Below are 22,464 nucleotides of genomic sequence, written 5' to 3'. Positions count from 1 at the left end.
TTCATATGTGCTCCTTGCGAGTGAGACTTCGCGAAAGGGCAGGGTATCGAAAGAGGCATTCAACTGTTTCTCGGATCGGTCGTGGATCCGACTCTCGAACGTGGAACGCTCCACTGCAGAAACCTCGTTTCCGATAACTCGCATCATTATGCTTCCGGTGGGGCCCGCCTTTCGGGTGCAAGTGACGACGCTCGACCACTCTTCTACAGTTAACTCGACTACCGTATCGATGAAGCGCTCCGCCGGACGCCCTAGATCGTACTTCGACATCGGTCCGTTCTATGGGAACGTGTCCTGAGCAGCTCGGACGAGTCGCTCGTGCTGCGCAGTTGGCGCAGGCGAGAACGCCGTTGGACGAACCGTTGGGCTAGCAGGTCCACGGCGTTGGCGAAATGTGAGTTCGAACTCGTGTGCCGGCAGAACTGAAGAGCGAGACCGATTCTCTTGATCAGGACATCCCGAGTTGATGAACGCGGTGTCTGCTGATCCCGAGTAAAAGGCATTCGTGCGGTGTGCTGTTGTGCGCGGGCGAATGACGTTCCAAAGCTTTTGCCGTGAATACGGCGTCGCCGGCGGCGATGTGTCATCGTGATCGGCGCAATCAGCGGAGTGAGTTATAGACCTTGTACGCGTTGGAGCAAATAGGTATACGGCGCTTGTATAATCCACGATCTTCCCATAGTGTCATCTAAGGTCTAGACCTCAAACAGGAATCAAAGGAGATACATCGTGATCACGACAACGGGTGAACGCAGTAGATCTCGAGCGCAAACACGGAGGCTCGTTGCAGCCACCGTGATCGGAAACACGATCGAGTTCTACGACTTCTCCGTGTACGGAACGCTGACGGCAGTGGTTTTCGGACGACTCTTCTTCGCGACCGACGACCCATTCCTCACGTCATTTCTCGCTTTCGGCACATTCGCCGTGGGGTTCCTCTCGCGACCGATTGGCGGCATGATCTTCGGCCACCTCGGCGACAAGTACGGCCGTAAGCCCGTACTTGTCGCCAGCCTGCTCACTATGGGGATCGCCACGACCCTGATGGGTGCGCTCCCGACGCTCGCGCAGGCAGGCATCGTCGCCCCCATTCTTCTGGTCGTGCTTCGATTCATTCAGGGCTTCGGCATCGGCGGCGAATGGGGCGGCGCGACCACGCTCATGATGGAGAGCACCCCGGCGAAGCGGCGCGGCTTCTTCGGTGCCGCGGTGCAGACCGGAAGCGGGATGGGGATCATTCTTGCCACGGGCCTGGTCACGCTCTTGTTCGTTGTGCTTACGCCCGAGCAGATCAATGCGTGGGGGTGGCGAATTCCCCTGCTCTTCAGCATCGTGCTCGTGGTCATCGGTCTAATCGTTCGCAGCCATATCGAGGAGTCACCGGACTTCGCGCGGCGCGAGGCGTCAGCAACCATCGCGAAGACGCCCTTGCTCGAAGCCCTTGCGCGGCACTGGAAGATGGTGCTCGTTGCGATCGGCATGTACATCGCCGTCGCCGCCTTCGGCTTCACGCAAGGTGTCTTCTTCATCAACTACCTCATCAACGGCGCAGACTTTCCGCAGTACTTGGCGACCATCGCCAACCTCGTCGCAGCAGTGACCTACTTGGTCGCGACGCTCATCGGCGGCTTGTTGTCTGACCGCTTCGGCCGTCCAGTGGTGTACCTGGTCGGCGGAGTGCTTCTCATCCCGGCATCCTTCATCATGTTCGGCTCTGGAATGACCGGGTCGGTCCCGATCGTGATGATCGCTATGGCCATCGTCGGTCTCTTCTCGGGAATCGCATACGGTGCTCAGGCTTCGCTCTTCTTCGAGCTCTTTCCTGCACGTGTCCGGTACACAGGGGTGTCGCTCGGGTTCCAGATCGCGGCTGTTCTCGGTGGTGGCCTCTCTCCGCTCATCGCCAGCTCGCTGGTCGAGGCAACGGGCAGCGTGATGTCGGTGGCAATCTACATCAGCGCTCTCAGTTTGCTGCTCGTGGTGTGCACGCTCGTCGCACCTCGTGTGCTCGAGGCAGAGAAGAAACGGTCTGGCGAGTTGGATCGTGAGCGAACAAACGAGGGGAAGGCCTGAGATGACGACGGGTAATCAGCGTACGGTCATTTTGTTCATGGTGGACCAGCTGGCAGCTCGCTGGCTCGAAGCTGCGCGCCACGGGATTGTCGACTTGCCCAATTTCGACGCACTCCAAAAAGACGGGGTGACGTTCTCAAGCGCATTCAGTACCAATCCCGTCTGCAGCCCATCCCGGGCCAGCATCATCACGGGCATGTCGAACAGCGCACACGGTGTCACCGAGTGCGGTTACGACCTCAGCCCGGACGTGCCGAACATCGCACAGGCATTGCAAGACAACGGCTGGTCGACGGGAGCCTTCGGAAAACTGCACCTGGTCACGCAGATCGAGACGTTGACACCTGATTACCACGCGTACGGCTTCGACGTTGTGAATAACACAGAGGATGCTCGCGCCGGGGAATGGCTCGACTGGGTGAAGCAGTATCATCCCGAGTACTACAAGGCAGCGCTCTCGACGGTGTGGATGACGATGGTACCCGAGCTTGAAAAGTACGGTGCGGAGGGAGAAGACCTTCGGTCGCTGATTCACGAGGCCCAGCGGGAGTACCCCGATTCGGTGAGTGACGCATACGAGCTGCCGTTCCCGGCGGACGTTTCGCAAACAGCGTGGATCACCGACCGGGCCCTCGGCTTCATTGAGCGCACAGACGGCGATCTGTTCGCGCACATCAGCTATGTGCAGCCACACAACCCCTTCGCCCCGCCAGCCGAGTTCGTCGACCGCGTCAACGTCGACGCGATTCCGGAGCCGACCGGCGCGGAGTGGAAGACGCATCCGATTCCGTACTTTCAGCAGGAGCGATACGAGACGCCGAGCTACGACGTCGACGACTGGCGCAGGCAGCGGCAGCTGTACTTCGCCGACCTCTCCCACCTCGACCACGAACTCGGGCGAGTGCGCAACGCGCTCAGCGAGGCGGGGCGAGCTGATGACGCCCTGTTCATATTCACTTCAGATCACGGCGAGATGCTGCATGATCAAGGGCTACTGGGAAAGTGGGAGCGACATTACGACCCGTGCATTCGTATTCCGCTCATCGTGTCTGACACGGCGAGCGGCGCGGGCGAGCAGAGCGAGCGCCACGAGCTTGTCGAGCACACGGATATCGCCGCCACGATTTACGACTGGGCTCGGATTCCCGAACCCATGCTGGCGACGTTCGAGCCGCGCATCGACCCCATCCGGATGCTGCACGGCAGGTCGCTTCTTCCGCGCACAACCGATGATGGCGAATCGTGGCGCGACTGCATTCTGATTCAATCGAACAATAGTCACTTCGATGCGTCTCCGTCGAGTTGGGCTCGCACGATCAGAACCGAGCGCTATCGCTACACCCGTTATCTCGCCGGAGGTGGAGAGCAGTTGTTCGACGTGCTCAGAGACCCTGATGAACAGTGGAATCTCGCGTTCGATCCCGAATTCTCGGGCGTAAAGGCCAAGCTGGCAGACGAGCTCATGGAGCTAACGGTGAACGACGGCTACCCAAACTCACCTCGGGGACTCTTCAGCATTGGAACATGGTAGGAATCTCGCATAATAGAGGTGTGCCTGCTCACACGAAAATCGATCACGCTGAAGGCGTCATTCGTGACCTTATATATCGGGGTGAGGCAGGCGACCAGCTGCCGCGGGAATCCGATATTGCGACATTGGCTGGCGTGAGCCGTGTCACCGTGCGAGAGGGGCTTACTCGGCTGTGGCTTGAGGGTGTGATCGTTCGGCGGTGGGGAGTTGGAACGTTCATTGCCGACACTGCGAAAGGAGTGCCGGAGGAGTCGGCGTTTCGGTCAATCTACTCTGCAATTCACGGCATCACGTCACTGCCTCGCGAGATCATGCGCGCTGGGCACGAAGTGGCGATCATCGGGTTTCAGATCGACCGCGAGGAGGCACCCGAATGGGTGCGCGCGGCGATGCGAAACGACGATCCCATGTGGCGTGTGCGACGGTGCCTGACTATCGACGGTCGGCCGGGAGTCGTGATGTTTGACTATCTGCGCGATGGCGGAGATGACGGGATGATCCAGCCGACGGCGCTCGCTGACGTTGATGTAGACCTGATGAGCTTTTTACGGCGATACGGACTACGCATTGTGAAGCACGAGTCGGCACTGAGCGCGGTGACGGGCGACGATGCAGTGACGGGGTTGTTGGAGCTTCCGACGCAGACCTCACTGTTGCGAGCCCGCCAGCAGGCGATTTCTGACTCCGGGGCAACCGTCGGCTGCGGAGAGTTTTTCTACAACGACGAGGTCTTTCAAACGGTGCTGGTGCGCACGATCAACGACTAACTGGGGCGCTTGCCGACAAGGACCGGCGTTTTTGTTGCAAGGGTTCGGAGCATTCGCGCGACACGTCACTCAGCGGCAATGGTTAGTGCTGTATCGTCTGGCCCCTCCGAATGCCTGCACAGCATCAGTCGAGCTGATCGACTGCTCGCACTGAGAGCACCGGATGCTGAGGCGAACGTCGCCTGATTGTCAGGTCGGCAACGAACCCCTTGCGGCAATCCAGCGCTGTGAGAACGTAGGCTCGACACGTTGAATGAGCTCAAAGTCGTTATCGTAGTGAACCACTGTGCAGTCGTGCTGCAGCGCAGTCATTGCGATCTGGATGCCGGAACTGCCGACGGTGCGCACCATGCCGTGTGACCAGAGGTTCCCCTGTAAGCGGGAGCAGCCGCGAGCAAATCCTGGCTGGGGATCGACGGTCTGAAAGCGACCGAAGGTGGCCGCGATCCGCGCATGGTCGGCTCCGCTGTGTGCGCTCCAGAGGGCCTCGAGAAGCTGAGGGGCGCAGGTTACAACCTCATAGCCCGCGCGAAACAGTTTTGTGAGAGCGCCCCGCACGTCCTCCACATGAGCACGCTGCCAGACGCTATTGTCAACGATTGCTCGAGGTGGCACCGATCCCGTGAGTGTTGGTGTGGTGCCCTGGGCGATGCCCTGCGACCGCATCATGATTCCGGAGGTGACCCGTCGGCGGATTCGTGCATGTGAGAGAGGATCTCTTGAAACTCAGGATCAGCAATGGCTTCCAGTGCGTCACGTTGCCGCTGCATCATGACAGTGCGTTGCAATGCTGCGGTGACCGCTTCCTTTTTCGTTCGCGATCCGGTGATGCGTTTGACTTCATTGAGGAGCTCATCGTCAATGTCGATGCTCGTGATTGACATAATGGCTCCCATATATAGATCCTCTCAAGCTTATATAAGTAAATAAGTGATGTCACGTAGAACGCGTGCATACCATTGAACGTGATCGTGAACCGTGCGAAACCCGCTCGTGGCGCCCATGTGGAGAACTTGGGCAACCGTCAGCATGTGGACGGTGGCTGTTCGCCCGAACCCGCGAAACGGTTAGCAAGCGTGGCGAACGCCTGGGCAAGTTCCGGCGGCTGCGCTGACGTGATGTCGGCATCGAAGCGGCCGATGGATGCTGCCAGAGCAATCCATGACCACGACCCGGCGGTGAGGCGGCAGCGGCCAGCGGCGAGATCTTCGACGGTGCCGTCCCCGAGAAACGGCGCGATGTCGCGTGCGGGCACCGCGAGTTCGACCGTACCGATGCACGGCCACACGTCTGCACGCTCAGAACCCTTCAGCCGGGCACCGACGAATGTCGCAGCATCTCCACCCGGAATCGCTCGTGGGGTGAACGCGAGACGTGTGGCTAGCCGTGGCCGCATTCGATCGATGCGGAACAGTCGCCACGCGTGCCTGTCGAGATCCCAGGCCACGAGATACCAGCGGCCGGCTTGCGTGACGATGCCGTGCGGCTCCACGCGTCGGGCTGGAGCATCCGGAGTATTCGAGTAGTCAAAGCGCAGCACCTCGGTGTTATGAGTCGCGGAGCCGACAGCGGCGAGCACGTGCGGGTCAACAGCAGGCGAGGGCGCATCGCCAGAGCGGGGAATCGCGGACGCCGTCGCCGCATCGATGCGGTGTCGCAGCCGCGACGGCAGAACCTGACGGATCGTCGCACGTGCGCGAGCAGACGCGTCAATCAGTCCCGAGGCCGACCCGGCACCGACCTGAAGCGCCGCGGCCAGGGCCACGATTTGCTCGTCGTCGAACAGCAGAGGCGGCAACTCTGACCCAGCGTCCAGGCGGTACCCGCCGTCGGGCCCCATGACTGTGTTGACGCAATACCCCAGCTGCCGCAGATGGTCGACGTCTCGACGCAGTGTGCGATGGCTGATGCTGAGCCGTTCGACCAGGGTTGCGCCAGGCCACGTTCCGCCGGTCTGCATGATCGACAGCAGTGTCAGAAGTCGTGGTGTCGGTGAGGGCATGACGACAATCTACGCGTAGTAGCGGCCGTGATCTGACCGCTACCGGTGTCATGCTCTCTGGGTACTCGCGACCACCGGGTCGCACGTCACTTCACAATTAAAAGGAGCATTATGACTGTCAATGTCACCCCTCACCTGAATTTCCGCGGCCAGGCCCGCGCCGCACTGGAGTTCTACCAGTCCGTTTTCGGCGGCAGCCTCGCCGTCATCACCTATACCGATGCGCAGAGCGTCACCGCAGTCGACGAAGCGGATCAGGTCATGTGGGGCCAGGTCGAGTCCGACGCCGGCTTCCGTGTCATGGCATACGACGTTCCCGGTCACACCCAGTATGAGCCGGGCACGATCCCCGTCTTCGTGTCGGTGCGTGGCACGGATGCTGTCGAGATCACGCGCTACTGGAATGCCCTCGCCACGGGCGCAACGGTCATTGCGCCGCTCGCCGCGTCGCAATGGGCACCGCTCTACGGCATGCTCACCGATACCTTCGGCGTCACATGGGTGCTCGACGTGCAGGCCGAATGGGATGCAGCATGAGGTGAGTTCGGGGTCTACTCGTGGTCCTCGCGCTGGGCGGAGCCGGTGCCGAGCGCAGTGTCGAAGACTCTAAAGAGGGCCTCGAGGGCCCCCGCCATGTCGACGTTCGGGTCAAGCAGCCAACGCTGCTGCAGGCCGTCGGTGGCCGCCATGACGATCAGAGCGACGAGCGACGGGTCGACGTTGCCGCGCACGTCATCAGCTAGCGCGGCATCCACCGTGGCGGCAATGCGATCGCCGATCACCTTCTCGCGACGCAGAAAGAACTCATGTGCCGGATGCTCAGGGTCGGTGGCTTCGATCGAGAGGCGGGTGAAGAGTTCGACGAGTCCCGGAATTCGCGTGTTGCGCTCGACCACGCGCAGGTACGCGCTCTCGACGTCGGCGAGTTCTGCGTTCGGGTGTTCAAACATGGAGCCGTCGAGTTCATCGCGCAGGCGCAGCACCTCGGTGAAGAGATTCTCCTTCGTGCCGAAATGGTGCAGAAGGCCGGTCTTGCTGATGCCGGCCACCTCGGCGATGCGGGCAACGGATGCTGCGCCATAGCCCTCTGCGTCGATCACCGCGAGCGCCTGCCGAAGAATCTCGTCGCGGCGGGCGGCACTCTTTGCGTAGGAGCCGCGTTTTGCCATGTCTCCAGTAAACCTGACAATTGCGAAAATCAAAACAGACTGGCAGACTGTTTTCAATTGCAGTGGACATCGAGAAGCGAGTGCACATGTCGACGACGACATCCCCCGAGAGGCCCGAGGAAATTCTCGACGGGTCATACACCGGGCCGGTGGCCGTGCGGGGTCGGCTGCTGCGCCCGCTGGTCTGGATTGCGCCGACCGACGCCGCGATGATTTTCACCGGGGGTGCGGTCCCCGGCATCCTTCTCGCCGTGAAGGTTGAGCACCTCGACCCCGCGAGCAAAATCGCGAATCTCGCTGTCGGCGATGTTTGGCTCTTCGCCTCCGCCGTGGTGCTGTGCGTTCTCGGCGCGCTCGCCGTGCTCCCGATCCGATCCGTGCGATAAACCGTCCCCGCTCACAAAGGAGAACCCATGATTGATTCAGAAAAGCAGGACATGACCCAGCATCCGTCGGTTTCTGACCTGACCCGCGCCGAGAAGGCCTCCCTGACGAGCGGTGCCGACATGTGGCGCACACAACCGCTGCCGCGCGTCGGCGTCGACGCGATCATGATGACCGATGGCCCGCATGGGCTGCGAAAGCAGGAGACCGGCGGTGACCATCTCGGGCTCGGAGGAAGCAACCCGGCCACGTGTTTTCCGCCCGCTGTGGCACTCGGGGCAAGCTTCGACCCGAAACTGATTCAGCGAGTCGGCGCTGCGATTGGCGCCGAGGCGGTCGAGGAGGAGGTTGCTGTCGTGCTCGGCCCCGGCATCAACATCAAACGCTCGCCGCTGTGCGGGCGCAACTTCGAGTACCTCTCAGAGGACCCTCTGGTGTCGGGCGTGCTGGGAGCGGCGATGGTCGATGGCATCCAATCAACCGGTGTCGGGTCATCGCTCAAGCACTTTGCCGCAAACAACCAAGAGACCGACCGCATGCGGGTCTCGGCCGACATCGCGCCGCGGCCCCTGCGGGAGATCTACTTGCGCGGGTTTGAGCGCGTGGTGAAGGCTGCGAATCCGTGGACGGTCATGTGCTCGTACAACCGGCTCAATGGGGTGTATGCGTCTGAAAACCGGTGGCTGCTGACCGATGTTCTGCGCGGCGAGTGGGGCTTCGGTGGTCTTGTGGTTTCGGACTGGGGCGCGGTCAACGATCGCGTGGCAGCCCTTGCTGCGGGTCTCGATCTAGAGATGCCCGGCAACGGCGGACACACCGACGAGCAGATTGCAAGGGCGTTGGATGCTGGCACGCTCGACGAATCAGCCCTCGACACGGCCGCTGTGCGAGTGCTCGATCTCGTGCGCAAGGCGGCGAGACGCCCCGCTCCCACGGCTGCCCTCGATCTCGACGCCCATCACCGACTGGCGCGCGAGGTGGCGGCTCGCTGCGTTGTGCTGCTGAAGAACGAAGGCAACGTGCTGCCGCTGGCCCGAGACTCCCGCATCGCCGTGATCGGCGCGTTCGCGGAGCATCCGCGGTATCAGGGTGCGGGATCGTCGCAGATTCGTCCCACCCGACTCGACAGCGCGCTTGGCGAGATGCGTGCGCTCGCCGGTGGGGAGGTGTCGTACGCGCCCGGCTTCGCGCACGGCAACGCTGCGCCAGAGGCCTCCGCGAACACGGGCACCACAGTCTCGAGCGACCCTGCTGCATTGCGCGCCGAAGCATCAAGGCTCGCGGCCGACTCAGATGTCGCAGTGGTGTTTCTCGGGCTCCCCGAGAGAGTCGAATCTGAGGGCTTCGATCGGGAGCACATCGACCTTCCTGCCGAGCAGCTGCAGCTTCTCGACGCCGTACGGCGGGCCAACCCGCGCACGGTCGTCGTTCTCTCGCACGGCGGAGTCGTTGCGCTTCCGTTTGCCGACGACGTGCCGGCGATCGTTGACGGATCGCTTCTCGGACAGGCGGGTGGCGGTGCGTTGGCCGACGTGCTTTTTGGCGACGTCAACCCCTCGGGCAAGCTCACCGAGACAGTGCCGCGACGCATTGAAGACATCGCTTCTTTTGGCAATTTCCCGGGCGAAGACGGTCACGTGGCTTATGGCGAAGGCCTCCTCGTGGGGTACCGCTGGTTCGACGCGCGGCGAATTGAACCGACGTTCCCGTTCGGGCACGGCCTGTCGTACACGAGCTTCGGCTACGGGGAAGCCCGCGCGAGCATCCAGAATGGCGACATTGTGGTTCGCGTGCCCGTCACGAACACCGGCGCGCACGACGGCCGGGAGATCGTGCAGGTCTACACCTCCCTCGCCGACTCACGCGTGCAGCGTGCTCCGCGCGAATTGACGGGATTTCAGAGTGCTGAGATTTCGGCAGGTGAGACTGTCGAGGTTGAAATCGTCGTGCGACGCGAAGATCTTGCCGTCTGGGACACCCGCTCCGGCCGCTGGCAGGTTGAGGGCGGGCAGTACGACTTTCACGTGGCCTCGTCGAGTCGCGACATTCGGTCGACGCTTTCGCTCTCGATCGATGCGGACCCCGGTGCGGCACCGCTGAGTCGTGAATCGTCCATCGGCGAGGTGCTGGCAGACCCGTTTGCGGCACAGCTCGTTCGGGAGACCCTCGCCGCGGTCGCTGAACAGATGCCCGACGTGGCGAACGTGCTTGACGATGACGAGATGATGTCGCTCATGTCGTCGTATCCGATCGGCCGCCTACCCGGCTACGGTGGGCTGCCCCTCACGGTAGAGAACATCGACGAGCTCATCGCCCTCGCCAATGCCGGCCCAGCGGCGCTCGGGGGCGACGGGTCATGAGCAGAAAGCGGCGGCCTCTCCGCGGAAAGCGCGTGCTCATCACGGGCGCGGGCAGCGGGCTCGGGCGGCGCCTGGCGCACGAAGTGTCGGCCCGAGGCGCCCATGTTGTGGTGTGGGATCTGAGTGCGGATGCCGCGGCGGCGACGTGCGCGCAGCTCGACGGCGCCGGCGGCACGAGCGAGTATGCGGTCGTTGATGTCTCGAACGAGGATGCTGTCGTTGCCGCTGCCGAGCACGCTGGAGTTGTGGACGTTCTCATCAATAACGCCGGCATCGTGACCGGGTCGCCGCTGCTCGAAACGCCGAGTGGCAGCATCCGACGCACCTTCGACGTGAACGTTCTGGCCCTGTACTGGACGACCCGCGCCGTGCTGCCCGGCATGCTCGGGCGGCGCCGCGGCGTAATCGTGAATATCGCGAGCGCGGCGGGCCTTGTCGGGGTGGCGAAGCAGACCGACTATTCGGCGAGCAAGTTCGCCGTTGTCGGCTTCACCGAGTCGCTGCGCTCCGAGCTTCGTGGCATGCGTCGCAGCGGTGTCAGCACCATGCTTGTCTGCCCGTACTACATCAACACGGGAATGTTTGACGGCGTGACCACGAAGTTTCCACGGCTCCTGCCGATTCTCGACAACGACGACGTCGCGCGCGGGGTGATCGACAGGCTCGAGGCCGGCACGGAACTGTATGTCACGCCACCGCTGGCGCGCGTCGTCCCAGCCGCGCGAATTCTCCCGTCGTGCGCGTTCGATCGCCTCATGGACTTCTTCGGAATCAACCGCACGATGGCGGCATTCCGTGGCCGTGGCGGCCGCTGATGGATGCCGAGCGCATTGCCCCCGAGCTGCGCGCCGCGCGCGGCCGAGCCCTCGACTTTCCGATCTCGGCGGCGCGTCGACGGACTGCAGCTCGCGCTTGAGGGGCACGGGCTTCCTGCTCGTCGTGCTCGGCAGCTCTCCACTCGGCCAACTCGTTCTCTGAGCCTCTCACCGTCACCGCTTCGGTGACTGTGTCGGGTTCAACGTTGAGCCACATGACAGCGACGTCCTGCGCTTCGAAATCAACCTCCGAAAGGCTGTGCGCCTGCCCCCAATGCCGAGCTTGGGAATCTCGAAGACCCACCATTTGCCGTCGCGCTCCGCGATGACGTCGAACGTGCACCCGCTCATTGTGCTTACCCTTTTCAGCGCCACTCCCGCGGCTACCTCACTCTTGCGTTTTCGATTTGTCGGAGCACCCCGCGGAGACTTTCCGGAGTCCGGCTGGAATCGTGGCTCTCACCGGTCCGTCAGGTAGCCCCCAAAACTTCTGACTGCCTCGTCCGTCTTACCGATAGATCCAGCCGAGGCTCTTGAGATATCTGAGAACGTTCCGCGTCTTCTGGGCGCTGACGATTCCACTCCGGTTTTGTCGAGCCAACAAGAGAGGACTTGTTTGCGAGTCAAACATCCATCGACCAAGCGAGATCGTCGATGTGACCGAATGAAGCTGGTGAAAACCGCACCTGTCTTGTCGTGAATTGACACGTCGATTCACAACTCGTTCGCAGTGATGGTGCGTGTGACGTTCATACTCGCTCGTTACCGCTGCGGGGTTCGGGTCGGAGATTCTGGCAGGTGCGCGAGTTCCTGCGCCGCCGTCACGTCCACAAGAAGCACATCGATGAGACCCGCGCGCAAAGCCGCCGCAATCGCTGGAGCCTTCTCGGTTCCCGCGGCGACCGCGACCACGAAGGGAATGTTTCGCAGGGACTCGAGCGTCGTTCCGATGACCCTCCTGTCGAGGTTTGTCGCAACGGCGCTCCCGTTTGAATCTACGAACCGCCCCAGAATGTGGCCGACCGCGCCATGCTTGTGCAGCGTTCGCACCGTATCGCCTGTGAGGGTGCCGCTGAAGACGCTGGCCGGGTGGCGAAAGCCTGCGCCGATCCCGATCACAGCAACGTCGACGCCCTCAGCCAACTCGAGAGTTCGTGCCACTTCTGGAGAGACGGCAAGAGCCCGCGCGGCGTTCGCATCTCTCGCAAGGAGGGGAGCGGGAAGACTGTGTGAAACACCTCCGAGCGCTTCGGCTACACGCCGGCAAAGCTCGTCTCCGTCGAGAAGCCGAGTGCTCCGCGACAGCCCTCCTACCATTTGAACCACGGTCACGCCGCGGGTCTTTATGTGGTGCAGTTCAGGCACCATCGCATTGTGAATGCGCCCATTCGACAGCCCGAGAGACATTCCGGGCTGCAGAACCGATTCCAAAAGCGCAGCGCACGATCTGCCAACTTCGACAATGCCGTCGCTCACGGGCGAACGCGGAGCCACGCGCACGTGCTGAATGCCATAGCGCAGCTGAATCGTTTGTTCAAGCGAGACGCTGCGCTCAAGAGGGTGTGTGATTTGAATATTGACGATGCCGGCCTCTCGCGCTTCGGCAAGCATCCGTCCGATGGTCGGGCGAGAGTAGCCGGTTGCCTGAGCGATTTCTGCCTGCCCCATTCCATACTCGTAGTACTGGCGAGCAACATCCAGAAGCAGCATCGCGCGTCGGCGCTCCGGTTCCTCTGCCCACAGGCTCTGCACGAGCTGTGAGCGGATGCTCAACTTGCGTTTCGCTCTTGTTGCCTTGTTCGCCACCATTGCGTCAATCTAGCGACGGATCTGTGACAGTTCAAGAGCGGATGCTCACGTGATGATTATTGATTCGGTGAGCACATGCCTACAGTGACTGAATCGTTCGGGCGACACCGTCCAGCTACAGTCCTTTTCTCACCTCACTCAAGGGAGAGCGAGCATGTCACAACCGGGAACAGCGCCAACCGAGATCGCGGCGATCGAGCAGAGTCCACTCACTCGACGTCAGCGACTTCTCGTCGGCGCGGCCGTCGTGAGCAACACGGTCGAATTCTTCGACTTCTTCATTATCGGGTTCATTCTGTCGATCATCGCCGGGCCGTGGCAGCTCACGTTTGGTGAGAGCGCCACAATTCTTCTCGCGGGGGGCGTCGGCACGACGTTGGGTGCGTTGTTCTGGGGTCGCATTGCCGACAAGATCGGACGCCGCCCCACTTTCTTGTGGACCGTCATCGTGTTCTCCGTCGGAACCGGGGTCTGCGCAGCAATTCCCGATGGTGCATGGATCCTCTTCGCGCTTCTACGCGTCGTCGTCGGATTCGGCGTGGGCGGCCTTCCCGTTGTCGACATTCCGCTGATCTCGGAATTCGTTCCGTCAAGGCATCGCGGCCGCATTGCCGGCCTCGCTGTCGTCTTCATTCCCGTTGGACTGTTCCTCGGTGCCCAGGCATCCGCTCTCTGGGGCGACGCTCTGGGCTGGCGTGGTTTGCTACTTCTCGGTTTGATTCCAGTCGTTCTCGTTTTCCCCATTCGCGTGATCGTGCGAGAGTCGCCGCGGTGGCTGATTCAGCAGGGGCGACTCGAAGAGGCGCGCACGAACGTAGCCTGGTACCGCCACATGGACCCCGCCGACGTTGTGCTGCCTCCGGCCGACGCATTCACGCAAACTGCAGTCGGCTTCGGCGAGGTGTGGCGCAATCACCGCAAGCCATTGCTCATCGCGACGATCGGTTCATTCTGCTTCATCACCGCCTCGGCATCCGTTCAGGCGTGGGGACCGACGCTTCTCACGCAACTCATGAGCATCGAGCCGGCGCAAGCCGCAGAGATGTTTGTGTTGGTGAGCCTCGCGTCGCTTATCGGTCGGCTCTTCTCCTCTCGCATTGCCGACGTGATCGGCCGCCGTTCGACCATGTTCGTCAGCGGCGTCGTCGGTGCCGGCTTCGTGGCAATGTCGGCACTTTCGGGCGACGCCGTCTGGTTCGGAGTATCCGTTTTCTACATTGGTGTGCTCGGAGCCTTCCTCTTCGGCGACGGCTCGTTCGGAATCATTAATACGTTCACATCTGAAATGTTCCCGTCAAACGTTAGAGCCACGGGGCTCGGCATGGCCTACGGTATCGGCGCACTGGGCAAGGTGTTCGGCCCCGCCCTGCTCGCAATCGTGTCGGGCAGCGGAAACCTCATCTCTCCGGAGGCGACACAGGATGCCGTTGTGCCAGCGTTCCTCATCATGGCGGGACTCCTCGCCATCGGAGGCATCCTTTATCTCTTCGCAACGGAGACGAAGGGGCGAAGCTTTGAAGACATCGATACGGCGAGCCTGAAGCGCATTGCATTGAAGTAACCACCTGTCCATACCCATCGAGCAAAGGAAACAGATCATGACTGACACTTTTCGTACAGTCCTCGGCGACGTCGATTCGTCGGAGATGGGCTACACAATGCCCCACGAACACATTTTCACTCACCCTCAGGGACACGGGAGCAAGAACGAGCAGGATCACATGCTCGACGACTACGCCAAGGGTGTTCAGATGCTTGCCGAGTACAAGGAGATCGGCGGCGGCACGATCATTGAGGCCACGCCGAAGACCTGGGGCCGCGATCCGCAGGGAATGATCGATGCGTCGAAGGAAGCCGGGGTTCACGTTATCGCGTGCACCGGATATATCTGCCAAGAGCACGGCATGGAGCCTAATATCACCGAGCGCGGCGTCGACGACATCGCTCAGGAGATGGTCGATGATATCGAATCCGGCATGGGAGGGACGACGGGTAAGGCTGGCTGGATCAAGGTCGGCACCGCGTACATGTACGTGACCCCCGGCGAAGACATGGTCATTCGCGCAGCCGTGCAGGCGGCGAAGCGCACGGGTGCGCCCATCAGCACGCATACGACGGGCGGCACAATGGGCATTGAGCAACTGGAGATCGCCGCGTCTGAAGGATTCGATCTCAGCCGCATGACCGTTGCGCACGTCGACCGCAATCCCGATCTCTGGTATCACCGCAAGATGCTTGAAACCGGCGCCTCACTCATTTACGACGGCCCGGGCAAGGCCAAGTACTACCCGGACAGCGTGCGTATCGACCTGCTTCGTCAGCTCGTGAAGGACGGCTTCGGTGATCAGCTGATGCTCTGCAACGACATGGGCCGCCGCTCGCACCACACTGTGTACGGCTTCGGGCCCGGATGGCAGTGGATCAAGCAGCGCTTCATCCCGCGGCTTCTCGAGGAGGGATTCTCAGAAGAGCAGATTCACAAGTTCATGTACGACAACCCCCGTCGTCAATTCAGCCTGGCAAAGCCTGAATAATGTCTGCCGTTCAAGTTCAGCTCGCGCTTGACACGCGCACGACGGCGGAGGCGCTCGCCGCAGCCACGGCTGCTGCGGACGCCATCGATGTGATCGAAGCGGGCACGGTGCTTTGCCTCAGCGAAGGCTTCCACGCCGTGCGGGCACTGCGTGCCGAGTTTCCGGATGCCCCGATTGTTGCCGACATCCGCATAGCGCGTGCTGGCAGAAAGTTTGCGGACCTTGCGTTTTCTGCGGGTGCTAGCCGGGTAACTGTGGTCGGCGAATCCGGCATGACCGTCATCTCCGGTGCACTGGCATCGGCCCAGTCGCATGGCGGCGAGGTCGAGGTTGAGCTGGGAGAGAACTGGACCGAAGACGAGGTGCGAAAATGGGTTGACTCTGGAGTCAGCCACATTATCGCGCACCGCTCGGGCAGTTTTCGAGCTGAGGACGACGACGAGATTCGCACAACGCTGGAGCGCCTCGAGAGCGTGGATCGGGGAACCGCGCGAGTCACCCTCGCTGGTGGGCTCGGGCTCGGCGACCTTGCGTACTTTCCGCGAGGCAACTTCGACGTTGTCGCCATCGGCTCCACGATTGTGAAAGCGGACGATCCGCGAGCGGCGGCGCAATCGCTCCGCACCGAGCTTCAGCAGGCTGAGAGGAGCTCACAATGGCAACCTACGATGTGACTGCATTCGGCGAGGGCGGCATTCGCCTGAGCGTTCCCGTTGGCGACCGAATCGACAGGGTATCGAGCTTCGAGGTCGGCATTGCCGGTACGGAGGCAAACGTCCTCGCGGGTCTGTCGTCGCTCGGCTGGTCGACAAGCTGGATCAGCGCACTGCCGGATTCGGCGCTCGGCCGTCGTGTCGAGACGCAATTAAGGTCGTACGGAATCGACCTCGGTGGGGTGCGACGTGTGCCGGCCGCCAGACTCGGAACCTACTACGTCGAGTACTCTGGTGCTCCGCGCCCGACGCAGGTCACGTTCGACCGTGCCGATACCGCATTCACGCGGATGCAGAGCGCAGATGTCGACTGGGAACGCATGCTCGACACACGCGTTCTGCACCTCACGGGTCTGACCGCTGCACTCTCGGACTCCGCCATGGAGATCACCGCCGAGGCCTTCAACCGAGCGAAAGACGCTGGCGTTACCGTGTCGTTCGACGTCAACTATCGCAAGAATCTCTGGTCATGCGAAACCGCGGCGCGGGTGCTTCATCCGTTCATCGAAGACGCCGACATACTCTTCTGCCGCTATGACGATGCCCGGGATCTCTATGGTCTGCACGGAGATTCCGACTCGGTCGTCGCACAGCTCAGCGAAATGTCGAACGCTGGCACCGTGCTCATGAGCAGATCAGGCACGGGCGCGTGGGCGGCTGTCGACGGGGTCGTGGGGCACACTCCGGCGCTTCCCGTCGACATTGTCGACAGGCTGGGTGCCGGTGATGGGTTCGCAGCCGGTTACCTGCACGCATGGCTCGATGGCGATCATGACAACGCCGTCGCATCGGGATGCGCCATGGCCGCGCTCGCGCTCGCGCAGTACGGAGAGCAAGTCGTTACAACTCGCGACGAGCTTCGCGGCCTCATCACAGACCCTGGTCGCAGCCTGTCTCGCTGACGACCGCACACCACCATTACAAGGAGAGACATGTCTACAGTCACTCATTCTTCAACAGGCGGTTCGTCGGCCGTCGCCAGCGGCGGTGCTTGGCAGAACGAAGCCAGGCGCGTTGCCCGGCGCATCCGCGCCCGTGTGCTCGAGCTCACCATTCTGCAGAACGGATGCTATCTGAGCCAAGCGCTGTCGTCCGCCGAGGTCCTTGCAACGCTCTACACGAAGATTCTCAAGCTCGAGGACCTCACCGAGCCGTTGCCGTCGCCGCCGTTCACCGGCGTTCCGGGCAGTGAACGCCGGTCTCCGTCGGGCGGTCGCTTTCATGGTGAGCAGGCTGAGAATCGCGATCGTTTTCTGATCTCACCGGCCCACTATGCCGTTGCCATCTATGCTGCACTCGAATCCGTCGGCCGTCTGGCCGAGGGCGAACTCGAGAGTTTTAACACAGACGGCAGCACACTCGAGATGATCGGTGCCGAGCACTCGCCCGGCTTCGAACTCACAACGGGCTCATTCGGTCAGGCGCTCAGCCAATCCGGCGGCATCGCATTCGCCCGTCGTCTGCGTGGAGACACCGGCCGCACCATTGTCTTCATGTCTGACGGAGAGCTCGAAGAGGGCCAGACCTGGGAGGGCGTGCAAGCAGCGGCGTTCTTCAAGCTCGACAAACTCGTGCTTTTCGTCGACGTCAATGGCCAGCAGGTTGACGGACTGACGAAAGACATCATGAATGTTGAGCCGATCAACTCGCGCTTCGACGCGTTTGGCTGGGACGTCGCGGTCGTCGACGGTCACGACGTCGCGGCCATCAACGAGGCGGTCGAAGCGAAAGAGCAGAACGGTAAGCCGCTCGTTGTGCTCGCGTACACCGACACAGCAAAGGACATGCCGTACCTCAACGACCGTAAGCCCAACCTTCACTATGTGCGCGCGAAGACAGAAGAAGATAAGACGGCGTTCGCGGCGGCACTCGCAGAGCTTCAGGAGGAAGACTCATGATCGAGACACAGGTTCACTCCCGCAACATCGTGACGTGGGCGAAAGACAAGCCGGAGGTGTTCGTGCTCTCTGGCGACCTCACGGGGTCAACCGAGATCGCAGCGTTCAAGTCCGAGCTCCCCGAGCAGTTCTACAGTCTGGGAATGGCTGAGCAGAACATGCTCAGTTGGGCCGGCGGAATGGCGCGTGAAGGACTCGTGCCATATCTTCACACCTTTGCTGTGTTCCTCGTTCGCAGGCCATACGACCAGCTGGCCATGTCAATCTGCTATCCCAACCTGCCTGTCAAACTCGTTGGCTTCCTTCCCGGCATCATGACTCCGGGCGGGGTTTCGCATCAGGCTATTGAAGACATCAGTCTCATGCGCGGTCTCCCCAACATGACTGTGCTCGAGGTGGGAGATGCAGCAGATATCGAGTCCGTTCTCGATGTCGCCCACGCCGTGAACGGGCCGGTTTACATTCGGATGCTGCGCGGGGCCATTCCCCGTCTGTTCGACGAGCCGATGCAGCTCGACCGCATCCGCCATGTCTCAGAGGGTGAAGACATCACGATCTTCTCGAGCGGCATCTGCACAGAAGAGGTGATTCGTGCTCGCCGCGTGCTCGAAGAGTACGGGGTGTCGATCACCCACAGACACGTAACCACCCACAAGCCGTTCAAAGACCCAGCCATCGCTGATTCAATCCGTGCCGCGAAGAAGGCGGTCTTCACCGTTGAGAATCACACGATCATCGGGGGGCTCGGATCTGAAGTCGCCGAGACGATGGCCGAAATCGGTGCGGGAGTTCCGCTCGTGCGCATCGGCATTGACGACACGTTCGCCCATGGAGCATCCGCGCGCTATCTCATGGACGAGCACGGTCTCACCGCGCGCCGCATCGTCGAGAAGGTCGCTGACTACCTCGGCATCCATGTGCAGATTCCCGACGAGATCGACGACATCGACGTGACTGTTGACGTGGGCGAAGAACAACTTGAGGCTCTGTAGGAGGAATCATGCTCGAAGAACTCAAGCACTACGTCTGGAAGGCCAATCTCGACCTGCAGGCACACGGCCTGGTTGTCGGAACATCCGGCAACGTCAGCGCACGCGACGTGGAATCGGGGCTCGTCGTCATCAAACCGAGCGGCGTGAGTTTCAACGAGCTCACGGCAGAGGACATGAGCGTCGTCGATCTGCACGGCGCCGTGGTTGAAGGGCCGTACAAGCCCTCGGTCGACACGGCGTCGCATGTGTACGTCTATCGCCACCGCAGTGACATTCACGGTGTCGTGCACACGCACTCACCGTACGCCACATCGTTCGCCATGCGGGGCGAGGAAGTTCCGGTCTTCACGACAACGCATGCCGCGCTCTTCGGCGCTCCCATTCCAGTCTCGGAATATGCTGTGATCGGCGAGGAGGAGATCGGAAAGGAGATCGTCACGCACGTGGGTGACGGTACCGCCGTGCTCATCAAATCGCACGGCGTGTTCACGATCGGAACCGACGCACAGCGGGCGCTGCGCTCCGCACAGTACACCGAAGAGTGTGCGGAGGTCGCGCACCTTGCCATGCTTCGCGGTGAGATCAAACCGCTCGACGACGAGACGATCGCGGCCTCGCGTTCGTGGTATCTCAAGGACTACGGGCAGGTGCCCATAGGCTCCGGGTCATGACCTGTAGGAAAGGCCGATTGCCGGCGATACGTCGCGTATCGTCGGCAATCGGCCTGTACGAGAAGGCACTTTCTGGCAGAACGTGGGCCGATCGGTTTCGCCAGGCGACGACTGCTGGTTATGACTTCGTCGAGCTCTCCATCGACAGCAGCCCGCAGAAGCTGGAGCGACTCTCGTGGTCTGAGAGGGAGCGCTCCACGTTGCGTCAATACGCGGCGGACGCCGGCAGTCGCATCGGCACGATCGTGCTGAGTGCGCATCGTGATTTTCCGTGGGGAAGCCCCGAGGCATCCATTCGCCATCGAGCAGACGAGCTGGCGCGCGATGCTATCGGGCTCGCTCGTGACCTCGGCGCCCATTGCGTGCAGATCGCCGGTTATTTCGTTTTTGATGGGCAGCGAGACGAGAACGTGCGCGACAAATTCATTGAGGGGATGCGTGTGGCGGCGGCGATCGCTGATGAGCAGGGGATCACGCTCGCGATCGAGAACGTCGACGGGCAGGATGTTCTGTCGGCGTCTGATGGCATTGCTCTTCTGGCCGACATCGATGTGCCCGACGTGAAGCTCTACATCGACGTTGGCAATTACGCGGGAAACAGACTCGACGTTGTCGAAGAGCTGACGACAGCATTGCCGTACGCCTACGCGGTGCAGTTCAAGGATGCTCGGCCCGGTGTCTTTCGGCGGGTTCCGTTTGGCGACGGCGTGGTGCCGTGGCCCGAGGTGCTGGCCGTTCTTGAAGCATCCGAGCTTCGTGGGGCTGTCTCGATCGAGATGTGGAACGACGACGAAGACCCGGCGATGGTGGCAGACGCGCTGCGTTGGTTTGAGAGTGTGACTTTTCCGTAGCGACGGTTCAGGACCAGACTGAGCCGTCACAGGTGCCGAGATTGGGAACTCGATAAACCTTGTGCACTTGTGTGGACAGGAGATAGACAGGTACAGTACATGTCATGACGGTGCATGAACCCCGGAGCCTCAAGCAAGATCTGGTGTCGACGAGGATTCGGCAGGCGATCCATGACGGTCGCTATGGGCGGGGATCGATGCTGCCCGGCGAAGTCGAGCTTGCCCAGCAGTTCGACGTGAGCCGCGGCACCGTGCGGAAGGCCCTGCAGGAGCTGTCGAATCAGAACCTCATCGAGACGCGCAGCGGCGTCGGCTCATTCGTCATGTTCGATGATCACGAGTTCAGCGATTCGACGAGCTGGGGCCAGCCTCTGGTCGGCAGCGACGTGACCATCGAGTCGAAGGTGCTCCGCATGGAGCGCATCGTCGATCACGAGCTTGCAGCGACAGTCGGCCTCGCAAGCGTCGACTTTCTGGCTCTCGATCGCACACGCCACGTTGTCGACGGCAAGGCAGTCTCGCTCGAGCGGAGCAAGGTTCCCGCCGTCGGCGCACTGGCTCGCACACCCGAAGACGGACTCGTCGACGGTTCGCTCGCATCCACGATGGCGGCAGCCGGCCTCGTTCCCGCGCGCATTGAGCAATGGATCGGCATTGCTCCGTTGAGCGCCGCCGACGCGGCAATTCTGAGCCGCGAGCCCGGCGACCACTTTCTGCACCTCGTACGCATTGCACGCGCGGCCGACGGCGCATTCGTCGAGCGTGTTGTCAGCTTGCTCGACCCCACGCGATTCCGCGTTCATGTTGTATCTGGAGACCTGAAATGAGCCCCATGACCCGTGCCGACGAGCAGCAGGCTGCGGCATCCCGACTCGACAGAGCCCACGGTGCACTGCTGGGTCTGGCACTCGGCGATGCTCTCGGTATGCCGACACAGTCCATGTCGCCGAAAGAGATCGCCGACGACTACGGCACGATCACTCGGCTCATCGACGCCGGCCCGCGCCAGCGCATTGCGCACGGAATGCAGGCCGGAAGCATCACCGACGACACCGAGCAAGCCCTGCTTCTCGCCCAGCTACTCATTGACGGCGACGGGCACGTTGACGAACGGGCATTCGCGTCGGCGCTCATCGACTGGGAGCGGTCCATGCAGGCGAAGGGCTCCCTCGACCTGCTCGGCCCGTCGACCAAGCAGGCGGTGCAGCGCATTCTCGAGGGTGTGCCCGCGAGCGAGTCGGGCCGTTTCGGCTCGACGAACGGAGCGGCCATGCGCGTGGCACCCATCGGCATCGCGGTGCCTCCCGACAACCTCGACGCCTTTGTCGACGCGGTCGTCGAAGCAAGCGCGGTCACGCACAACACGTCGCTCGGCATCGCAAGCGCATCTGCCATCGGCGCGGCCGTGAGCGTCGGCGTTCACGGCGGGAACATTCAGGATGCTGTCGACACAGCGTTTGCCGCAGCCCGCATCGGCGAGCAGCGAGGCCACTGGGTGGCCGGCGGCTCGATCGCAGCACGCGGCGCGTGGGCGCGCGAACTTCTCGGCGGCACTCCGGTTCGCGAGCATCCCACCGTGCTGCGCGAGATCATCGGCACGTCTGTGGCCTCGCAGGAGTCCGTCGTCGCGACACTCGCACTCGTCTCTGTGTCGACCGACCCCTGGCAGACGCTGTGCACTGCGGCGGAACTTGGCGGGGACACCGACACGATTGCCGCGATGGCCGGCGCCGTCCTCGGTGCGTGTGGCGGCACCGAGCCGTGGCCGTCCGACGCCGTCGACAGCGTGATCTCCATTAACTCTCTCGAGCTCGAACCCATCGCACGCCAGCTTCTCGAGCTGCGCGTGCGCTGAGCAGCATCCCACTCACTCTTTTTCACAACGACCGACAAGG

The 22,464-nt window shown here is 62.0% G+C and carries 23 protein-coding genes; 17 read left to right on the top strand and 6 right to left on the bottom strand.

Going from position 1 to position 22,464, the window contains the following annotated elements:
* The first annotated feature begins 795 nt into the window (after nucleotides 1–795).
* From HCR76_RS16450 to HCR76_RS17635, 3 genes are read left to right on the top strand one after another with little or no spacing between them, the layout of a single operon-like run.
* A complete protein-coding gene (locus HCR76_RS16450) occupies nucleotides 796–2,073 on the top strand; it encodes an MFS transporter (RefSeq protein WP_198248089.1) in 1,278 nt (425 codons plus the stop codon).
* 1 nt (nucleotide 2,074) lies between these two features.
* Complete coding sequence (locus HCR76_RS16445) at nucleotides 2,075–3,604, top strand: sulfatase family protein (RefSeq protein WP_166986732.1); 1,530 nt, start codon at nucleotides 2,075–2,077, stop codon at nucleotides 3,602–3,604.
* A gap of 20 nt (nucleotides 3,605–3,624) precedes the next feature.
* Nucleotides 3,625–4,371, top strand: coding sequence for a GntR family transcriptional regulator (locus tag HCR76_RS17635; RefSeq protein WP_280529489.1), 747 nt, complete (start codon nucleotides 3,625–3,627; stop codon nucleotides 4,369–4,371).
* Between the two features lie 189 nt (nucleotides 4,372–4,560).
* On the opposite strand, the gene HCR76_RS16435 is transcribed toward HCR76_RS17635, so the two are convergent.
* The 3 genes from HCR76_RS16435 to HCR76_RS16425 form a co-directional block, all read right to left on the bottom strand.
* Nucleotides 4,561–5,040, bottom strand: a complete 480-nt coding sequence (locus HCR76_RS16435) for a PIN domain nuclease (RefSeq protein WP_166986739.1) — start codon at nucleotides 5,038–5,040, stop codon at nucleotides 4,561–4,563.
* Nucleotides 5,037–5,255 carry a type II toxin-antitoxin system VapB family antitoxin gene (locus HCR76_RS16430; RefSeq protein WP_166986742.1) on the bottom strand — a complete coding sequence of 73 codons (219 nt, stop codon included), beginning with the start codon at nucleotides 5,253–5,255 and terminating at the stop codon, nucleotides 5,037–5,039. The genes HCR76_RS16435 and HCR76_RS16430 overlap by 4 nt, the downstream gene beginning before the upstream one ends.
* Before the next feature lie 140 nt (nucleotides 5,256–5,395).
* Nucleotides 5,396–6,373 (bottom strand): helix-turn-helix transcriptional regulator, encoded by a 978-nt coding sequence (locus HCR76_RS16425; protein ID WP_166986745.1) that lies wholly within the window; start codon nucleotides 6,371–6,373, stop codon nucleotides 5,396–5,398.
* A gap of 111 nt (nucleotides 6,374–6,484) precedes the next feature.
* Here HCR76_RS16425 and HCR76_RS16420 point away from each other — a divergent pair, with 111 nt between their 5' ends.
* A complete protein-coding gene (locus tag HCR76_RS16420) occupies nucleotides 6,485–6,910 on the top strand; it encodes a VOC family protein (protein WP_166986748.1) in 426 nt (141 codons plus the stop codon).
* Nucleotides 6,911–6,924: 14 nt separating this feature from the next.
* Here the strand turns inward: HCR76_RS16420 and HCR76_RS16415 are convergent, their stop codons facing one another.
* Nucleotides 6,925–7,542 carry a TetR/AcrR family transcriptional regulator gene (locus HCR76_RS16415; RefSeq protein WP_166986751.1) on the bottom strand — a complete coding sequence of 206 codons (618 nt, stop codon included), beginning with the start codon at nucleotides 7,540–7,542 and terminating at the stop codon, nucleotides 6,925–6,927.
* An 86-nt stretch (nucleotides 7,543–7,628) separates the two neighbouring features.
* On the opposite strand from HCR76_RS16415, the gene HCR76_RS16410 reads away from it, so the two are divergent.
* Genes HCR76_RS16410 through HCR76_RS16400 form a run of 3 tightly spaced genes read left to right on the top strand, consistent with a single transcriptional unit; the run spans nucleotide 7,629 to nucleotide 11,101 of the window.
* Complete coding sequence (locus tag HCR76_RS16410) at nucleotides 7,629–7,928, top strand: hypothetical protein (protein ID WP_166986754.1); 300 nt, start codon at nucleotides 7,629–7,631, stop codon at nucleotides 7,926–7,928.
* A gap of 27 nt (nucleotides 7,929–7,955) precedes the next feature.
* Entirely contained in the window at nucleotides 7,956–10,286 is a 2,331-nt protein-coding gene (locus tag HCR76_RS16405; RefSeq protein WP_244971429.1) for a glycoside hydrolase family 3 C-terminal domain-containing protein, read from the top strand.
* Nucleotides 10,283–11,101: an SDR family oxidoreductase gene (locus HCR76_RS16400; protein ID WP_166986757.1), complete on the top strand. Its 819-nt coding sequence runs from the start codon at nucleotides 10,283–10,285 to the stop codon at nucleotides 11,099–11,101. Before HCR76_RS16405 ends, HCR76_RS16400 begins: the two co-directional genes overlap by 4 nt.
* Here the strand turns inward: HCR76_RS16400 and HCR76_RS16395 are convergent.
* A complete protein-coding gene (locus HCR76_RS16395) occupies nucleotides 11,058–11,408 on the bottom strand; it encodes a hypothetical protein (protein WP_198248088.1) in 351 nt (116 codons plus the stop codon). The two genes, HCR76_RS16400 and HCR76_RS16395, sit on opposite strands and share 44 nt — an antisense overlap.
* Before the next feature lie 455 nt (nucleotides 11,409–11,863).
* Nucleotides 11,864–12,910: a sugar-binding transcriptional regulator gene (locus tag HCR76_RS16390; RefSeq protein ID WP_166986763.1), complete on the bottom strand. Its 1,047-nt coding sequence runs from the start codon at nucleotides 12,908–12,910 to the stop codon at nucleotides 11,864–11,866.
* Between the two features lie 154 nt (nucleotides 12,911–13,064).
* Between HCR76_RS16390 and HCR76_RS16385 the strand changes: the two genes are divergently transcribed.
* The 10 genes from HCR76_RS16385 to HCR76_RS16340 all read left to right on the top strand — a co-directional run bounded on the left by HCR76_RS16385 (nucleotide 13,065) and on the right by HCR76_RS16340 (nucleotide 22,424).
* Complete coding sequence (locus HCR76_RS16385; protein ID WP_166986765.1) at nucleotides 13,065–14,471, top strand: MFS transporter; 1,407 nt, start codon at nucleotides 13,065–13,067, stop codon at nucleotides 14,469–14,471.
* Nucleotides 14,472–14,508: 37 nt separating this feature from the next.
* Nucleotides 14,509–15,444: a phosphotriesterase family protein gene (locus HCR76_RS16380; RefSeq protein WP_166986768.1), complete on the top strand. Its 936-nt coding sequence runs from the start codon at nucleotides 14,509–14,511 to the stop codon at nucleotides 15,442–15,444.
* On the top strand, nucleotides 15,444–16,118 hold the full coding sequence (locus tag HCR76_RS16375) for an orotidine 5'-phosphate decarboxylase / HUMPS family protein (protein ID WP_166986771.1): 675 nt from the start codon (nucleotides 15,444–15,446) through the stop codon (nucleotides 16,116–16,118). The genes HCR76_RS16380 and HCR76_RS16375 overlap by 1 nt, the downstream gene beginning before the upstream one ends.
* Nucleotides 16,100–17,059, top strand: coding sequence for a sugar kinase (locus HCR76_RS16370; protein WP_166986774.1), 960 nt, complete (start codon nucleotides 16,100–16,102; stop codon nucleotides 17,057–17,059). Before HCR76_RS16375 ends, HCR76_RS16370 begins: the two co-directional genes overlap by 19 nt.
* Nucleotides 17,060–17,089: 30 nt before the next feature.
* Entirely contained in the window at nucleotides 17,090–18,055 is a 966-nt protein-coding gene (locus tag HCR76_RS16365; protein WP_166986777.1) for a transketolase, read from the top strand.
* Complete coding sequence (locus tag HCR76_RS16360) at nucleotides 18,052–19,047, top strand: transketolase family protein (RefSeq protein ID WP_166986780.1); 996 nt, start codon at nucleotides 18,052–18,054, stop codon at nucleotides 19,045–19,047. The genes HCR76_RS16365 and HCR76_RS16360 overlap by 4 nt, the downstream gene beginning before the upstream one ends.
* A gap of 8 nt (nucleotides 19,048–19,055) precedes the next feature.
* Nucleotides 19,056–19,718, top strand: coding sequence for an L-ribulose-5-phosphate 4-epimerase (locus HCR76_RS16355; protein WP_166986783.1), 663 nt, complete (start codon nucleotides 19,056–19,058; stop codon nucleotides 19,716–19,718).
* A complete protein-coding gene (locus tag HCR76_RS16350) occupies nucleotides 19,715–20,569 on the top strand; it encodes an L-ribulose-5-phosphate 3-epimerase (RefSeq protein WP_166986787.1) in 855 nt (284 codons plus the stop codon). The genes HCR76_RS16355 and HCR76_RS16350 overlap by 4 nt, the downstream gene beginning before the upstream one ends.
* A gap of 104 nt (nucleotides 20,570–20,673) precedes the next feature.
* On the top strand, nucleotides 20,674–21,396 hold the full coding sequence (locus HCR76_RS16345) for a GntR family transcriptional regulator (protein ID WP_166986790.1): 723 nt from the start codon (nucleotides 20,674–20,676) through the stop codon (nucleotides 21,394–21,396).
* Between the two features lie 5 nt (nucleotides 21,397–21,401).
* A complete protein-coding gene (locus tag HCR76_RS16340) occupies nucleotides 21,402–22,424 on the top strand; it encodes an ADP-ribosylglycohydrolase family protein (protein ID WP_166986793.1) in 1,023 nt (340 codons plus the stop codon).
* Nucleotides 22,425–22,464 lie beyond the last annotated feature (40 nt).

It is taken from the genome of Paramicrobacterium chengjingii (genome assembly GCF_011751765.2).
Taxonomy (GTDB): domain Bacteria; phylum Actinomycetota; class Actinomycetes; order Actinomycetales; family Microbacteriaceae; genus Paramicrobacterium; species Paramicrobacterium chengjingii.
Note: the sequence above shows the minus strand (reverse complement) of the source record. Positions and strands in the feature narration are given on the sequence as shown.

Excerpts from the sequence above, each read along its gene's own strand:
- HCR76_RS16445 (WP_166986732.1), top strand. The coding sequence starts at position 2,075 with ATGACGACGGGTAATCAGCGTACGGTCATTTTGTTCATGGTGGACCAG.
- HCR76_RS16435 (WP_166986739.1), bottom strand. The coding sequence starts at position 5,040 with ATGATGCGGTCGCAGGGCATCGCCCAGGGCACCACACCAACACTCACG.
- HCR76_RS16430 (WP_166986742.1), bottom strand. The coding sequence starts at position 5,255 with ATGTCAATCACGAGCATCGACATTGACGATGAGCTCCTCAATGAAGTC.
- HCR76_RS16425 (WP_166986745.1), bottom strand. The coding sequence starts at position 6,373 with ATGCCCTCACCGACACCACGACTTCTGACACTGCTGTCGATCATGCAG.
- HCR76_RS16420 (WP_166986748.1), top strand. The coding sequence starts at position 6,485 with ATGACTGTCAATGTCACCCCTCACCTGAATTTCCGCGGCCAGGCCCGC.
- HCR76_RS16415 (WP_166986751.1), bottom strand. The coding sequence starts at position 7,542 with ATGGCAAAACGCGGCTCCTACGCAAAGAGTGCCGCCCGCCGCGACGAG.
- HCR76_RS16410 (WP_166986754.1), top strand. The coding sequence starts at position 7,629 with ATGTCGACGACGACATCCCCCGAGAGGCCCGAGGAAATTCTCGACGGG.
- HCR76_RS16405 (WP_244971429.1), top strand. The coding sequence starts at position 7,956 with ATGATTGATTCAGAAAAGCAGGACATGACCCAGCATCCGTCGGTTTCT.
- HCR76_RS16400 (WP_166986757.1), top strand. The coding sequence starts at position 10,283 with ATGAGCAGAAAGCGGCGGCCTCTCCGCGGAAAGCGCGTGCTCATCACG.
- HCR76_RS16395 (WP_198248088.1), bottom strand. The coding sequence starts at position 11,408 with ATGGTGGGTCTTCGAGATTCCCAAGCTCGGCATTGGGGGCAGGCGCAC.
- HCR76_RS16390 (WP_166986763.1), bottom strand. The coding sequence starts at position 12,910 with ATGGTGGCGAACAAGGCAACAAGAGCGAAACGCAAGTTGAGCATCCGC.
- HCR76_RS16385 (WP_166986765.1), top strand. The coding sequence starts at position 13,065 with ATGTCACAACCGGGAACAGCGCCAACCGAGATCGCGGCGATCGAGCAG.
- HCR76_RS16380 (WP_166986768.1), top strand. The coding sequence starts at position 14,509 with ATGACTGACACTTTTCGTACAGTCCTCGGCGACGTCGATTCGTCGGAG.
- HCR76_RS16375 (WP_166986771.1), top strand. The coding sequence starts at position 15,444 with ATGTCTGCCGTTCAAGTTCAGCTCGCGCTTGACACGCGCACGACGGCG.
- HCR76_RS16370 (WP_166986774.1), top strand. The coding sequence starts at position 16,100 with ATGGCAACCTACGATGTGACTGCATTCGGCGAGGGCGGCATTCGCCTG.
- HCR76_RS16365 (WP_166986777.1), top strand. The coding sequence starts at position 17,090 with ATGTCTACAGTCACTCATTCTTCAACAGGCGGTTCGTCGGCCGTCGCC.
- HCR76_RS16360 (WP_166986780.1), top strand. The coding sequence starts at position 18,052 with ATGATCGAGACACAGGTTCACTCCCGCAACATCGTGACGTGGGCGAAA.
- HCR76_RS16355 (WP_166986783.1), top strand. The coding sequence starts at position 19,056 with ATGCTCGAAGAACTCAAGCACTACGTCTGGAAGGCCAATCTCGACCTG.
- HCR76_RS16350 (WP_166986787.1), top strand. The coding sequence starts at position 19,715 with ATGACCTGTAGGAAAGGCCGATTGCCGGCGATACGTCGCGTATCGTCG.
- HCR76_RS16345 (WP_166986790.1), top strand. The coding sequence starts at position 20,674 with ATGACGGTGCATGAACCCCGGAGCCTCAAGCAAGATCTGGTGTCGACG.
- HCR76_RS16340 (WP_166986793.1), top strand. The coding sequence starts at position 21,402 with ATGACCCGTGCCGACGAGCAGCAGGCTGCGGCATCCCGACTCGACAGA.